The 14,092-nt window shown below is 68.2% G+C and carries 15 protein-coding genes; 10 read left to right on the forward strand and 5 right to left on the reverse strand.

The window, feature by feature from the left end; all coding sequences use genetic code 11:
- Window positions 1–23: 23 nt before the first annotated feature.
- Entirely contained in the window at window positions 24–635 is a 612-nt protein-coding gene (locus tag FCG67_RS12935) for a GNAT family N-acetyltransferase (protein WP_136910170.1), read from the reverse strand.
- Window positions 636–670: 35 nt separating this feature from the next.
- Between FCG67_RS12935 and FCG67_RS12940 the strand changes: the two genes are divergently transcribed.
- The 3 genes from FCG67_RS12940 to FCG67_RS24970 all read left to right on the forward strand — a co-directional run bounded on the left by FCG67_RS12940 (window position 671) and on the right by FCG67_RS24970 (window position 1,632).
- A complete protein-coding gene (locus tag FCG67_RS12940) occupies window positions 671–997 on the forward strand; it encodes a DMT family transporter (protein ID WP_246045037.1) in 327 nt (108 codons plus the stop codon).
- Window positions 994–1,377: a DMT family transporter gene (locus FCG67_RS12945; RefSeq protein WP_136910171.1), complete on the forward strand. Its 384-nt coding sequence runs from the start codon at window positions 994–996 to the stop codon at window positions 1,375–1,377. Before FCG67_RS12940 ends, FCG67_RS12945 begins: the two co-directional genes overlap by 4 nt.
- An 84-nt stretch (window positions 1,378–1,461) precedes the next feature.
- Window positions 1,462–1,632, forward strand: a complete 171-nt coding sequence (locus FCG67_RS24970) for a hypothetical protein (protein WP_169310512.1) — start codon at window positions 1,462–1,464, stop codon at window positions 1,630–1,632.
- Between the two features lie 17 nt (window positions 1,633–1,649).
- On the opposite strand, the gene FCG67_RS12950 is transcribed toward FCG67_RS24970, so the two are convergent.
- The gene (locus FCG67_RS12950) at window positions 1,650–3,050 is read right to left on the reverse strand and encodes a DUF222 domain-containing protein (RefSeq protein WP_136910172.1); all 1,401 of its coding nucleotides are present in this window, start codon (window positions 3,048–3,050) and stop codon (window positions 1,650–1,652) included.
- A 104-nt stretch (window positions 3,051–3,154) separates the two neighbouring features.
- Between FCG67_RS12950 and FCG67_RS12955 the strand changes: the two genes are divergently transcribed.
- Window positions 3,155–3,766, forward strand: coding sequence for a nucleotidyltransferase family protein (locus tag FCG67_RS12955; RefSeq protein ID WP_136910173.1), 612 nt, complete (start codon window positions 3,155–3,157; stop codon window positions 3,764–3,766).
- A 51-nt stretch (window positions 3,767–3,817) separates the two neighbouring features.
- Window positions 3,818–4,819: a zinc-binding dehydrogenase gene (locus FCG67_RS12960; RefSeq protein WP_136910174.1), complete on the forward strand. Its 1,002-nt coding sequence runs from the start codon at window positions 3,818–3,820 to the stop codon at window positions 4,817–4,819.
- A gap of 24 nt (window positions 4,820–4,843) precedes the next feature.
- Here the strand turns inward: FCG67_RS12960 and FCG67_RS12965 are convergent, their stop codons facing one another.
- On the reverse strand, window positions 4,844–5,848 hold the full coding sequence (locus FCG67_RS12965; RefSeq protein ID WP_136910175.1) for an iron-siderophore ABC transporter substrate-binding protein: 1,005 nt from the start codon (window positions 5,846–5,848) through the stop codon (window positions 4,844–4,846).
- Window positions 5,849–5,953: 105 nt separating this feature from the next.
- Between FCG67_RS12965 and FCG67_RS12970 the strand changes: the two genes are divergently transcribed.
- From FCG67_RS12970 to FCG67_RS12990, 5 genes are all read left to right on the forward strand, one after another.
- The gene (locus FCG67_RS12970) at window positions 5,954–8,266 is read left to right on the forward strand and encodes an FdhF/YdeP family oxidoreductase (protein ID WP_136910176.1); all 2,313 of its coding nucleotides are present in this window, start codon (window positions 5,954–5,956) and stop codon (window positions 8,264–8,266) included.
- Complete coding sequence (gene fdhD / locus FCG67_RS12975) at window positions 8,266–9,090, forward strand: formate dehydrogenase accessory sulfurtransferase FdhD (RefSeq protein WP_136910177.1); 825 nt, start codon at window positions 8,266–8,268, stop codon at window positions 9,088–9,090. The genes FCG67_RS12970 and fdhD overlap by 1 nt, the downstream gene beginning before the upstream one ends.
- Before the next feature lie 123 nt (window positions 9,091–9,213).
- Window positions 9,214–11,397 carry an MMPL family transporter gene (locus FCG67_RS12980; RefSeq protein WP_136910178.1) on the forward strand — a complete coding sequence of 728 codons (2,184 nt, stop codon included), beginning with the start codon at window positions 9,214–9,216 and terminating at the stop codon, window positions 11,395–11,397.
- A 21-nt stretch (window positions 11,398–11,418) separates the two neighbouring features.
- Window positions 11,419–11,649 carry a YgaP family membrane protein gene (locus FCG67_RS12985; RefSeq protein WP_136910179.1) on the forward strand — a complete coding sequence of 77 codons (231 nt, stop codon included), beginning with the start codon at window positions 11,419–11,421 and terminating at the stop codon, window positions 11,647–11,649.
- 28 nt (window positions 11,650–11,677) lie between these two features.
- Complete coding sequence (locus tag FCG67_RS12990; RefSeq protein ID WP_136910180.1) at window positions 11,678–12,082, forward strand: DUF302 domain-containing protein; 405 nt, start codon at window positions 11,678–11,680, stop codon at window positions 12,080–12,082.
- Here FCG67_RS12990 and aroQ read toward each other — a convergent pair.
- Together aroQ and clpX are read right to left on the reverse strand one after the other, a co-directional pair.
- Complete coding sequence (gene aroQ / locus FCG67_RS12995) at window positions 12,062–12,526, reverse strand: type II 3-dehydroquinate dehydratase (protein WP_136910181.1); 465 nt, start codon at window positions 12,524–12,526, stop codon at window positions 12,062–12,064. The two genes, FCG67_RS12990 and aroQ, sit on opposite strands and share 21 nt — an antisense overlap.
- Window positions 12,527–12,686: 160 nt before the next feature.
- Window positions 12,687–13,967: an ATP-dependent Clp protease ATP-binding subunit ClpX gene (clpX, locus tag FCG67_RS13000; protein WP_077042099.1), complete on the reverse strand. Its 1,281-nt coding sequence runs from the start codon at window positions 13,965–13,967 to the stop codon at window positions 12,687–12,689.
- Window positions 13,968–14,092: the final 125 nt, after the last annotated feature.

The following is a 14,092-nucleotide window of genomic DNA, read 5'->3' on the forward strand; positions in this document are numbered from 1 at the left end:
GGTCCCCCGACACCGCCGTCCGGTCAGCGAGGCGCCCGCCACATCGCCCACAGCGTCGGGCCACCGTTCGGGATGACGATCTCGCCCGTCACCTCGAAGCCGAATCGCTCGTAATAGGGGACATTCGACTCCTTGCTCGACTCCAGATAAGCGGGCGCGTGCTCGGCGTCGCACCGGGCCAGTCGGGAGTTCATCAGCGCTTTGCCGTGACCCGCGCCACGCACCGAGGGATCGGTGCCGATGGTGCTGAGATACCAGTGCGGCTCCTCAGGGTGCGCCTTCTCGACCGTCCCGGCGAACTCCGCCCCGACCATGATCCGGCTACCGAAGGCGCGGACCAGTCCGGGCAGCGCGCGCAGCTGGCTCAGCGCCGACTGCCGCCAGCGCCCCGGCGGGTCCCACATGGTGGCCCCTGCCACCGACCCGTCCGGTGCGAGCGCCACCTCGACGCCGCCGAGCGGCAAGTGATGGTGCCGGATGAGCGTCCCGAACAGCCGCGGCAACCCGGTCCGGCGCGAGCCGACGTCCGGCCACATCCATTCCATCACCGGGTCGTCATCGAAGGCCGCGGCCAGCACGCGTCCGGCGGCAGGGACGTCGGAGGGATCGGCGGGTCGAACCGTGACGGCGGCCATGGGCGTGACGCTACCGCCCCCGATACGTTGTAGCCATGACGATGGCATGGGTGTTTCTCTCGGTGGCCATCTGCGCGGAGGTACTCGCGACGAGCCTGCTGACCCGGACCGAAGGATTCCGACGACCCGGACCGACCGCGGTGGTCCTCGGCCTGTACGGCGTGGCCCTGTACTGCCTGTCGCAGACCCTGCGCACCCTCGATGTCGGTGTGGCGTACGCGGTCTGGGCGGGCGTCGGCACCGCCGCGATCGCCGCCATCGGGATGCTGGTCCTACGCGAACCCCGGTCCGCCGGCCGAATCCTCGGCATCACCCTGGTGGTGGCGGGCGTGGTCGCGCTCAACCTCGGCGGTGCCGGATGAGCGACCGCGTACGGGCGTGGGCCTTCCTCGCCACCGCGATCACCTGCGAGATCCTAGCCACCGTGTTCCTCGGCAGCACCGAGCAGTTCAGTCGACCGCTGCCCACGATCGCCGTCCTGCTCGGCTACGCCACCTCGTTCGCCTGCCTGGCCCAGGCGCTGCGGTCGCTGCCGGTGAGCCTGGCGTACGCGCTCTGGTCCGGGATCGGGACCGCGACGGTCGCGGTGATCGGTATCGCGTTCCTCGGCGAGCAGGCATCCGCGGCGAAGTTCCTCGGGCTCGCGCTGATCATCGCGGGCGTGGTGATCCTGAACCTGCGGCAGCCGGCGCCCGAACTGGGGGCGAAATCCGGAGCCCCTGTCGCCTCACGGGAAGAGTGAGGGCGTGCTGTCCGATCGTGTTGTAGATGTGCATGATCGCCCGGCGAGCATGTCGTGACGCCAGAGGCCCGCAGTCTTGAGTTGATGGTGCAGCGCGCACAGGCATTGAAGGTTGGCGAGGATGGTCCAGCCGCCGAGGGTCGGATCACGCCTGTCGAACGCGACGACGTGATCGATCTGACAGTCCGCGGCGGCGATCAGGCAGTCGGGGTGTCGACAGGCGCCATCACGCAGCCGAACGGCGGCGGCGAGTAGGTCGTTCGGCCGGTAGGTCAGGGCCCCCGGTGGCGGCTTGGTGAATCCACCGTGGCCGTCGGGGAACGCGGCAACGATCTGCGTGGGGTCGTTCGGTAGAGGTCGTCGATGGCGACGGCGGGCGAGACGATGCCCGGTTGCGGGAGCTTGCGGACCGGCAGCGCGATCGTGCCTGCGGAGAGGATCCGGCTCCTCAATACGAGCAGGCCGGAGTCAGGGGTCGGCCCGCGCCGAGCATCGGACTTGGGCGGACCATCGGCCTCGGATGGAACTGCGAGTGCACCGCGCGGATCTGGCGGGTCCGGTTCCTGCCCTCCGGATTCCTTCCCTGTCCCGGTCCGCGAGGGGTCCGGGTCCGCATCAACGGACTCGGCCTTCGACGCGGGCGCTGTACCCGATTCGTCGGTGGATTCGGTCGAATCGTTGGTCGCGTCGTCGGGGTTGACGCCGTAGTCGCGGTGCAGGCGTTCGAGCGCCCGGGCGGCGCAGTCGATGATCGCCTGCCAGGTGGCATCCCCGGCGATGGCACGGGCCTGCCCGGCGTCGAGGTATCCGTAGCCCTCGAGGTAGGCCGGGTTGTCAGCGAGGCCGAGCAGCGTCTCCAGCCCGCACGAGATGCTCAGATTGACCTGCGGCGCTGCGGGTTCACAGTTGCGGGTGGCCGCGCAGTCCTGGTCGCCGCACTTGCAGGTCAGGACCCTCCCGCCGTGAATCAGCACCATGAACGCGTCCGCGCACCGGACGTCGAGGGGGCGCGGATCGGCCCGGCACGCCGTCTTGGCGACCGTCACGATCAGACCCGCGACCGCCGCCATCTGAGTCGCCGTCAACGTCACCGACAACACAGCCATCCCGTGCGGCAGGCGGCGGGAGCGAACTTTGCGCTTGGCCTCGGCCTCGTCGCGGGTGCGTTGCACCCAGGCGGCGTCGTCCTCGATCAGCAACCGGTCGATCTCGATTCCGAGTGAGGCAGGTGCAAGTTGTCGCGCGGCGGACAGGATGTCCGCGTCCAGGCGCAGCACCGCAGCGGTGGCGGCCTTGCGGGTGTGCTCATCGATCACCCGGATCTTCGCCAGAGACACCTCACCAGCTGCGAAGGCGCCCCGAATCTCGGGCATCCGTTCAAGGGTGAATCCGAGTCGCATCAGTGCTGACACCGACCTGAAGGTGCTCGACAACGCCAACGCGACCTCCGCGATCGCAGACCGCTCCGCTTGCTCGGTATCGAACCCGGCACCGGGAGCACGATGGTCAAAGGTGCCACGAGAGTCGGCATACTCCATGATCTGCGCGATCAGGCGGGCCGCCGCCGCGTTCTCGACACGGGCAGTCTCGGAGATCGCGTCGAGCAGGGAACGCTCACGATCGGTCGCCACCGAAGCCGTCATGCCATCACCCCCCTCGAGCTGTTCGCTCATATGTTCGAGTTTACTCGGAAACCGCCCGCACGCAAGAGATTTGCGGAACCCGCGAACGCAACCTCCCACAACCGGGCCTTGCGCGATCGTGCGAGAGTGAACCCATGAGCTCGGCCACCGACAAGGAGCGACTACTCGGGATCGTGCTCGCGAATCCCGTGGCCCGAACGATCGTCGATCGCGCGGGCGCTCTCGGCATGAGCGACTGGTATCTCACGGCCGGCGGGGTCTTCCAGACGGTCTGGAACCACCTCGACGGCCGCGATCTCCGGGCAGGCATCGAGGATTACGACCTCTTCTATTTCGACGGGACGGACCTCGGTTACGCCGCTGAGGACCGGAAGATCAGGCAGGCGGGGGTCCTGTTCGGCGACGTCGAGGCGGCGGTCGAACTGCGTAACGAGGCGCGGGTACACCTCTGGTACGAGGATCGATTCGGCGTCCCAGGCGTCCCCTTCACGAGCTGCGCGGACGCGATCGACCACTTCGCATCCACCACCTGCTGCGTGGGGATCACACGCTCCCCTGCCGGTGAGCTCCAGGTCTACGCGCCCCACGGCCTCGATGATCTCTTCAGCATGGTGGTGCGACCCAATCCGATCCTGGCCCCGCGGGAGGTCTACGAGGCGAAGGCCGCCCGATGGCAGCGGGAATGGCCTGGGCTGACGGTCGTTCCATGGCCGGCGGCACAGACAGAGCCGGTGCCGCCGGGCTGACCGCACCCGCATCCCCGCGTGCGCGGAGCCGATCGGGACTAGCCTTCCCCCATGCGTGCAGTCGTGATCACCAAGCACGGGGACGCTGACGTCCTCCAAGTCCAGGAACGCCCGTCGCCGTCACTCCGGCCCGGCGCAGTCCGCATCGACGTCCGGGCAGCCGGCGTCAACTTCGCCGACGTGATGGCCCGACTCGGCCTGTACGCCGACGCCCCGCCGCTGCCGAGCGTCGTCGGCTACGAGGTCGCGGGCACGATCGGCGAGGTCGCCCCGGACGTCGTCGGCCTCGCCGTCGGCGACCGGGTGGTCGCGGGTACGAGGTTCGGGGGCTACGCCGAGCAGGTGTGTGCCGATGCTCGCGACGTGATCGCGCTGCCGGATTCGTTGAGCTTCGAGCAGGGCGCCGCCATTCCCGTCAACTATGCGACCGCGTGGGCCGGCCTGGTCGGTTACGCGAATCTCCGTGCGGGAGAGCGGGTTCTGATCCAGGCCGCGGCGGGTGGCGTCGGGATCGCGGCGACGCAGATCGCCAAGCACTGCGGCGCCGAGGTCTACGGAACCGCATCGCCGGGAAAGCACGACGCCATCCGTGGCTTCGGCGTCGACGTCGCGCTGGATTACCGGAAACGAGGGTGGGACAGCGGGCTTCCGCCGATGGACGTGATCATGGACGCGATCGGCGGGGAGTCACTGCGGCGGAGCTACGGCCAATTGCGTCCCGGCGGCAGGCTCGTCGCCTTCGGCGCCAGCTCTGTGGTCGCCGGAGACAAGCGAAACCTGTTGCGGGCGGCGCCGCAGGCCCTGCGGATGATGCGGGGCTTCAACCTCATCGACCAGATGAGCGAGTCCAAGACGGTGATCGGCCTCAACATGCTGCGGCTGTGGGACGATCGCGGCACCCTGGAGCCCTGGATCACCCCGCTGCGCGAGCTGATCGAGAACGGCGTCGTGGCACCCGTGGTGTCCGACGCCGTCCCGTTCGCCGACGCGCCAGAGGCCCATCGAATCCTGACCGAGCGTCGTAACGTCGGAAAGGTCGTCCTGGTCCCCTAGCGCGTCGTGCGAGTCTCGCCAGGATTACTTGGTGAGCAGCGGCGCGATCCGCGGCGGGATGTTCTCCAGCGCGTATGGCAGCGACAGGACGGTGCTCCAGGTCATCGCCTCGGCGGCCTCGTCCTCGAGGATGATCGTGCGGCCGTCCTTGACGACGTTCAGCTCCTGGTAGACCGGCGTCTTGTCGAGCTCGGCCCGCAGCTTGTCGCCGTAGCCGCCGCCCGCGTACCAGACCAGCAGGTCGGCGTCGGCGAGCGAGAGCTGCTCCGTGCTGATCGGGGCGAAGTTGGTGGTCGTGATCTGCTGCGTGACAGGCGGATTGACGAAGCCGAGTTCGGTGAAGAAGCGCACCTTCGGATCCTCCGGGCCGTAGACGCCGAACTGGCCGGGGCCCTTGAGCGCGCCCACGATCACCGTCTTGCCCGCGAACGCGGGGTTGGCGGCCGCGACATCGGTGAACTGCTTCTCGACGGAGGTCACCAGCTCCTTCGCTTTGTCCTGCTTGCCGAGCGCCTCGCCGATGATCCGGGTCTGGTCCTGCCACGGCACGCCGTAATCGGCGAACTCCTTGGGCTGCGCGACGGTCGGCGCGAGCGCACTGAGCTTGTTGTACTGGTCCTTGGTCAGACCGGAGTAGGTGCCGATGATCAGGTCGGGGTTGGTGGCGGCCACCTTCTCGACGTCGATCCCGGTGTTCGCGCTGCCGATGATCGCGGGCGTCGCGCCGGCCAGCAGGTCCTGCGCCCAGGGCCACACGGCATTCGGGTAGTTGCCGTACCAGTCGAAGACGCCGACCGGGGTGGAGCCGAGCGCCAGGATCGCGTCCTGGTCGTTGTATCCCACGCTGACCACGCGCTGCGGGTCGAGCGGGACCTGGGTCTCGCCGTACTTGTTGCCGATGGTCGCGCCGGTCCCGGCGGAGGCCGAACCTCCGTCACCGTCGCTGCTGCAGGCAGCGGCGAACGCGAGCAGCGCGCCCGACGTTCCGATCAGAAATCCCCGCCGCGTCAATTTACCGACGTCTGCCATCGACTCTCCTCCATCGTCACCAAAGCTAGGTAAGGCTAGCCGAAATAGTAGGCAGAGTGGGTCACCTCGCTTTCGGCGGGCCCGCCACGGGGCCACTATGTAGGCATGACTCGAAAGGGACCCGAACGCGACATCGACGAATCGGAGCTGGTCGTCACGCACAGCAAGGACCATGCGGCTGGCGTGCCCGCGGTCCTGGTGTCCCTGCAACGCGGCCTCGAGCAGATGGGCGCCGTCCGCACCGCCCGGACGCTGGCCAGGCTCAATCAGCGACACGGGTTCGACTGCCCCGGCTGCGCCTGGCCCGAGACGCCGGGGCACCGCAAGCCCGCGGAGTTCTGTGAGAACGGCGCCAAGGCCGTTGCCGAGGAGGCGACGCTGCGCCGCGTCGGTCCCGAGTTCTTCGCCGAGCACTCGGTGGCAGAGCTGGCCGAGAAGACCGACTACTGGCTCGGACAGCAGGGGCGCCTCGCGCATCCGATGGTGCTCCGCGAGGGCGCGACCCACTACGCGCCGATCGAATGGGACGAGGCCTACCGGCTCATCGCCGACCACCTGCGCGCGCTGCCCGGCCCCGACGGCGCCGTGTTCTACACGTCGGGCCGCACCAGCAACGAGGCCGCGTTCCTCTACCAGCTGATGATCCGCAGCTTCGGCACCAACAACCTGCCCGACTGCTCCAACATGTGCCACGAATCGTCCGGCAGCGCGCTCACCGAATCGATCGGGATCGGCAAGGGTTCTGTGACGGTGCCCGACCTCGAGTACGCCGACCTCATCCTCATCGCCGGCCAGAACCCCGGCACCAACCATCCCCGGATGCTCTCCACGCTGGAGAAGGCAAAGGGGAACGGCGCCAAGATCATCGCGGTCAACCCGCTGCCCGAGGCCGGGCTGCGCCGGTTCAAGGACCCGCAGAAGGTGGGCGGCGTGATCGGGCGCGGCGTCGACATCGCCGACGAGTTCCTGCAGATCCGCCTCGGCGGCGACATGGCCCTGTTCCAGGGGCTCGGGCGACTGCTGCTCGAGGCCGACGACGCGGACCCTGGCTCGGTGGTGGACCGTGCCTTCGTCGAGCAGCACTGCGCGGGTTTCGCCGAGTACGAGAAGAACGTCCGCGCAGTCGATCTCGACGTCGTCCTCGAGGCCACTGGACTCACGATGACGCAGTTGCGCGAGACCGCTGACGCGATGGCTCGTTCCGAACGGACGATCGCGTGCTGGGCGATGGGCCTGACCCAACAGACGCACGGGGTCGCGACCATCCAGGAGATCACCAACCTGCTGCTGATGCGCGGCATGATGGGCAAGCCCGGCGCGGGAGTCTGCCCGGTGCGTGGGCACTCCAACGTCCAGGGCGACCGCACGATGGGCATCTGGGAGAAGATGCCGGACTCGTTCCTCGACGCGCTGGACCGCGAGTTCTCGATCGTCAGCCCCCGAAAGCACGGCTGGGACACCGTCGCCGCCATCCGCGGCATGCGTGACGGCAAGGGCTCTGTCTTCATGGCGATGGGAGGAAACTTCATCCGGGCCACCCCGGACACCGAGGCCACCGAGGCCGCGCTGCGTTCGTGCGCGCTGACCGTCCAGGTCTCGACCAAGCTCAACCGCTCCCACGTGGCGACCGGGCGCACCGCGCTCATCCTGCCGACACTCGGCCGCACCGACAAGGACATCCAAGCGAGCGGGAAACAGATGGTGTCCGTGGAGGATTCGATGTCCATGGTGCACCTCTCGCGGGGCAACCTGACACCCGTCAGCGATCAGCTGCGCAGCGAGGTCGCAATGGTCTGCGAACTCGCCGAGCACCTGCTCGGCGCCGACCACTCGGTGCCGTGGGCACAGTTCAAGGGTGACTACGACCGCATCCGCGACTCGATCTCGCGGGTGGTGCCCGGCTGCGAGAACTACAACGAGCGGGTCCGGCGGCCCGACGGGTTCCAGCTGCCGCACCCCCCGCGCGATCGGCGCGAGTTCCCCACCAGCACCGGCAAGGCCAATTTCACCGCGAGTCCGCTGCAGTGGTTGCCCACTCCCCCCGGCCGGCTGATCCTGCAGACCCTGCGCAGTCACGACCAGTACAACACCACCATCTACGGGCTCGACGATCGCTATCGCGGCGTGAAGGGCGGCCGCAAGGTGATCTTCGTGTCCGCGGCCGACCTCGCGGAACTGGGCATTGCTGACGGCGCTGCCGTGGACATCGTCTCCGAGTGGACCGGCGCCGACGGGGTGCTGCAGGAGCGCCGGGTGCGCGACTTCCGGGCCGTCCAGTACAGCACCCCCAAGGGCAACGCCGCGGCCTACTACCCGGAGACCAACCCCCTCATCCCGCTCGATCACGTTGCCGCGAAGTCGAATACACCGGTTTCCAAGGCGGTGCTGGTGCGGCTCGAACCGGCGGGAGCACACTGATGGGTCGGGTCACCGCGCGCCGCCCGGTGCTGCGGATCACCGGCGGCGCCACGGTGCGCAGGCCGGACAGCCTGGCCGTGGAGGAACCGCTGGAGATCCGGATCGGCGGCCGATCGCTCTCGGTGACCATGCGCACCCCAGGGGACGACATCGACCTGGTACACGGGTTCCTACTGGGCGAGGGCATCATCGAATCGGCGTCCGACGTCTCGGTCATCCGGTACTGCGACGGCGTCGATGCCGACGGCGCCAACACCTACAACGTGCTCGACGTGGCGCTCGCGCCCGGGGTCCCGCCGCCGACCGGCGCCGATCGCCAGTTCCTGACCACCTCGGCATGCGGCGTCTGCGGCAAGGCCTCGCTCGAGGACGTCCGGGTGCGCTCGCGCTACGACCTCACCGCCCCCGACCCCGTGGTGACGCCATCGACCCTGGCGTCCATGCCTGCGACCCTGCGCGCGCGGCAACGGGTCTTCGACTCGACCGGCGGCCTGCATGCCGCCGGACTGTTCACCGCCGACGGCGCCCTGCTCGCGATTCGCGAGGATGTGGGCAGACACAACGCCGTCGACAAGGTGCTCGGCTGGGCGTTGACCGCCGACCGGGTGCCGCTGCGCGAGGCGATCCTGGTGGTCAGCGGGCGCGCCTCCTTCGAACTCGTACAGAAGGCCGTGGTCGCGGGTGTCCCGGTGCTGGCCGCGGTGTCCGCCCCGTCGTCGCTCGCCGTCGACCTCGCCACCGAGTCCGGACTGAGCCTGGTCGGGTTCCTGCGCGGCGAGACCATGAATGTCTACAGCGGCGAGGCCAGGATCAAGCTGGCCTGACGCCGCCCCCGACCACCCGCACCACCCCCCTGTGGCGCTTCTCGCATCCCTCCTGGATACCCCCTAGGGTATGGTCGATTCATACCGAACAGATACCCCCTAGGGCATATAGAGGAGATGCGCATGACGAGCAACACGGCCGAGGTGGACAAAACCCGGGCGGCGAGAGCGGATGGTGACGGCCAGCCGCCGACCGCGTCGACGGGGGGACTCCTCGGCCGACTGGGCGCGGCGATGGTCGGACGGGCGCGGTGGGTGTTCGGCATCTGGCTGATCGCCCTTGTGGCGCTCGGCGCCGCCGCGCCGTCGGTGTTCACCTCGCTGGCCGGCGCCGGCTGGCAGGCCAACGGCTCGGAATCCGTGCAGGTCCGCGAGCTCGCACAGGAGCACTTCGGCGGGAACTCCTCCGCCGCGGTGCAGGTCGTCGTGCACTCGGACACGCTCGCGGTCGCCGATCCGGAGGTGCAGCAGATCCTCGCCGACGCCACCGCGGTGTTCGCCGACGACCAGCGGTTCGGCGAGGTCATCGCCCCGCAGCCCGGCATGTCCATCAGCCCGGACGGGCACACCGGCATCCTGATCGCGGGCGCGAACGCAGGCACCGACGACATGGTCAAGGCCGTCGACGAACTCAAGGGCGAACTGGGCGAACTGTCCACGGATGAGATCGAGGTCTACCCCACCGGCGCGTCCGCGCTGTGGAGCGACTTCAACAAGGCCAATCACGACGCGATGATCCAGGCGGAGATGCTCTCCTGGCCGGTCACGCTCGCGATCATGGTGCTGGCGTTCGGGTCGCTGGTCGCGGCGGGACTGCCGCTGCTGCTGACCATGGCGGGCCTGATCGCCTCCGCGGGCGGGCTGGTCCTGCTCAACACGGTCACGCCGATCTCGGTGTGGGCCATGAACTTCGCGATGATGTTCGCCCTGGCGCTCGGCATCGACTACGCGTTGTTCATCGTGTCGCGATTCCGGGATGCGCTGAGCAAGAGCGGCGACCCGCGCGCGGCGGTCGCCGAGACGATGGACACCGCGGGCAAGGCCGTCGTCCTCTCGGGGCTGACCGTGCTCGTGAGCCTGTCCGCGGTGCTACTGGTCCCGGCGCCCGCGGTCCGGACGATGGCCGTCGGCATCATGCTCGCCGTCACCTTCGTCCTCGCGGCCACGCTGACCCTGCTCCCCGCGGTGCTCGGCAAGCTCGGCACCAAGGTCAACGCCGGCTCGCTCCCCTGGGCCGAGCGACAGCAACACCGCTCCCCGCGCTTCGCCGCATGGGGCAACCTCCTGCACCGCCGCCCCTGGCCGTTCGCGATCGGCTCGCTCCTGATCCTGATCGCGCTGTCGCTCCCCGTGCTCGGCCTGAAGGTCGCGATGCCGTCGATCGAGGTGGTCCCCTCCGACGCGCCGGTCCGGCAGGGCTACGAACTCGTCCAGGAACAGCTGGGCGAAGGCGCGCCAGGAATGCTGCAGATCATCGCCCCGGCGTCGGAGGCCGAGGCCACGGCCGGTGCCGCGGCCGCCGTCGACGGAATCGCGATGGTCACCCCACCGCAACAGACGATGGACGGCTCCGACCACGTGATGCTGCAGGCGATACCGGGCGTCGATCCCTCCGACGAGGCCATGGGCTCGATCCTCACCCAACTGCGGTCCGAGCTGCCCGAGCAGGCGCTGGTCGGCGGCGCACCGGCCGAGAACCTGGACTTGCAGCAGGCACTGAACGACTACCTGCCGCTGATCGTCGGGATCATCCTGGTGCTCGGATTCCTGCTGCTGCTGGTCGCGCTGCAGGCCCCGTTGATCGCCATTCTCGGCACCGTGGTGAGCCTGCTCTCGACCGCCGCCGCGTTCGGCGTGGCCAAGCTGATCTTCCAGGACGGGCACGGGGCCGGCCTGCTCGGCTTCACCCCGCAGGGGTTCCTCGACGGCTGGGGGCCGGTGTTCTTCTTCGCGATGATCTTCGCCATCGCAATGGACTACACGGTGTTCCTGCTGTCCACAGCGAAGGAACACTACGAGCGATCCGGCGATCCCAAGGTCGCGCACGTGGACGGCCTCGCACACTCTGGCCGGGTGATCGCCGCCGCGGCGGCGGTGATGGTGGCGGTGTTCTTCACCTTCGCGCTCGCCGAACCGCTCCCGCCGAAGGAGATGGGCATCATCCTGGGCGTCGCCGTCCTGCTCGACGCGGTGCTCATCCGCCTGGTCCTGCTTCCCGTGCTGCTGCGGCTGACCGGGCACGCCGCCTGGTGGTCGCCCGCCTGGCTGCGCCGGGTGCTGCCCGACATCAGCTTCTCGCACGGCTGACCCCTGAAAGGAGATCCAACAATGACCACACTTCCCCGCCACCACGGATGGACAGTCGAGCGGCTGGTTCCGCTCCTCGCCGGCACCATGGTCCTCCTCAGCGTCGCGCTCACCCTCGCGTTCTCGTCGTGGTGGTTGATCCTCACCGGATTCGTCGCCGCGAACCTGCTCCTGTATGCGACCGTCGGATGGTGCCCGGCCAGCCTGCTGATGCGGCGACTGGGCCTCAGACGACTCGACGACCCCGCGTGAACACCCCGATCCAGAACGGAGACAACTCATGAACCTGGCACTGTCGACGACACTGCGGACCTCCTTCGCCGATGCGGTCGAAAGGACCCGAAAGGCCCTTCAGGAACAGGGCTTCGGCGTGCTCACCGAGATCGACATGCGCGCGACCCTCAAGTCGAAGCTGGACGTGGACATGGAGGACTACCTGATCCTCGGTGCCTGCAACCCGCCGCTGGCGCACCGCGCCGTCACCATCGACCGGCAGATCGGATTGCTGTTGCCGTGCAACGTGATCGTTCGCTCCGATCCCGATGCCGACGGCACCATCACGGTGGAGGCGATGAATCCCGAACTGATGGTGCAGGTCACGGGCGAACCCGCCCTCGAAGCCGTGGCCGAGGAGGCGGGCGCCCGCCTGCGGGCCGCGATCGCCTCAGTCGGCGACGCCTCCTGACCCCCGTTGCCGTCGACAGATCCAGTCGACGGCAACGCGGTAGCCCTCCGGCCCGAGGCCGCACACCACGCCGTCGACGACCGACGACACCAGGGACCGGTGCCGGAACTCCTCGCGACCGTAGATGTTGCTGATGTGCACCTCGACCACCGGCACCCCGAGCGTGGCGAGGGCGTCGCGCAGCGCCACGGAGGTGTGCGTATAGCCACCCGGATTGATCACCACACCCGAGGCCTGCTCGCGGGCCTCGTGGATCCAATCGATCAGTACGCCTTCGTGATTGGACTGGCGCGCATCGATCTCACGGCCGTACTCGGCGGCGACCACGCGGCACAGGGCCTCCACGTCGTCGAGGGTGGCGAACCCGTACACCTCGGGCTCCCGCTGCCCGAGCAGATTCAGATTGGGTCCGTTGAGCACGAGGATCGGGCCTGCGGTCGCCATACGGGTCACGCTAGCTCGCCAACGACCCCGACAGACGGAGAACGGCCGGTGGGAATCCCACCGGCCGTTCTCTCGTGTCGCTGTGTCGCAGTTCTGGACTACGCCTACTTGTCGCGGCGCTGTGCTGAATTACGCCGACTTGTCGCGGCGCTGTGCTGAATTACGCCGACTTGTCGCGGCGTTCTGGCCGCTCGGGCTTGCGCGGGACGATCGTCGGCAGCACGTTGTCGTTGACCGTCTCGGCCGTCACGACCACCTTGGCGACGTCGTCGCGGCTCGGGATGTCGTACATCACCGGCAGCAGGACCTCTTCCATGATGGCGCGCAGGCCACGGGCACCGGTGCCGCGCAGGATCGCCTGATCCGCGACGGCCTCGAGCGCGTCCGGGGAGAACTCGAGTTCAACCCCGTCCATGTCGAACAGCCGCGTGTACTGCTTGACCAGCGCATTCTTCGGCTCGGACAGGATCTGCACGAGGGATTCCTTGTCCAGGCTGGTCACCGAGGCGACGACCGGGAGACGGCCGATGAACTCCGGGATCAGGCCGAACTTGATCAGGTCCTCGGGCATCACCTCGGCGAAGTGATCCTGGGTGTCCAGCTCGGCCTTGGAACGCACCTCCGCCCCGAAACCGATGCCGCGCTTGCCGACCCGATCGGAGACGATCCGCTCGAGACCCGCGAACGCGCCCGCAACGATGAACAGCACGTTGGTGGTGTCGATCTGGATGAATTCCTGATGCGGATGCTTGCGCCCACCCTGCGGGGGCACGCTCGCCTGGGTGCCCTCGAGGATCTTCAGCAAAGCCTGCTGCACACCCTCGCCGGACACGTCCCTGGTGATCGACGGGTTCTCGCTCTTGCGGGCGATCTTGTCGACCTCGTCGATGTAGATGATGCCGGTCTCGGCACGCTTGACGTCGTAGTCCGCGGCCTGGATCAGCTTGAGCAGGATGTTCTCGACATCCTCGCCGACATAACCCGCCTCGGTGAGTGCCGTCGCGTCGGCGATGGCGAACGGAACGTTCAGCATCTTCGCCAGCGTCTGCGCGAGATAGGTCTTGCCACAGCCGGTCGGGCCGAGCATCAGGATGTTCGACTTGGCCAGTTCCACGGTCTCGCCGCGGGCGTCGCGACCCTTGTCACCGGCCTGGATGCGCTTGTAATGGTTGTAGACCGCGACCGCGAGCGTGCGCTTGGCCGCGTCCTGACCGATCACGTAGTTCTCGAGGAAGTCGCGGATCTCGGCCGGCTTGGGCAGCTCGTCGAGCTTGACCTCGCTCGACTCTGCCAGCTCTTCCTCGATGATCTCGTTGCACAGGTCGATGCACTCATCGCAGATGTAGACCCCTGGTCCCGCGATGAGCTTCTTCACCTGCTTCTGACTCTTGCCGCAGAAAGAGCATTTCAGCAGGTCGCCGCCGTCACCGATGCGTGCCATCTCGTCAGGTCCCTACTTCCTTATCAGCGTGGTGACCATCCCCCACCCGAGCGTGTGAGTCGTCGCGACCCACATCCCTGGGCGGACAAAAGCCCCTGATGTGACCGTACCCGTAGTTTCGGAAC

This window comes from Rhodococcus oryzae (assembly GCF_005049235.1).
In the GTDB taxonomy this organism is placed as follows: Bacteria; Actinomycetota; Actinomycetes; order Mycobacteriales; family Mycobacteriaceae; genus Rhodococcus_G; species Rhodococcus_G oryzae.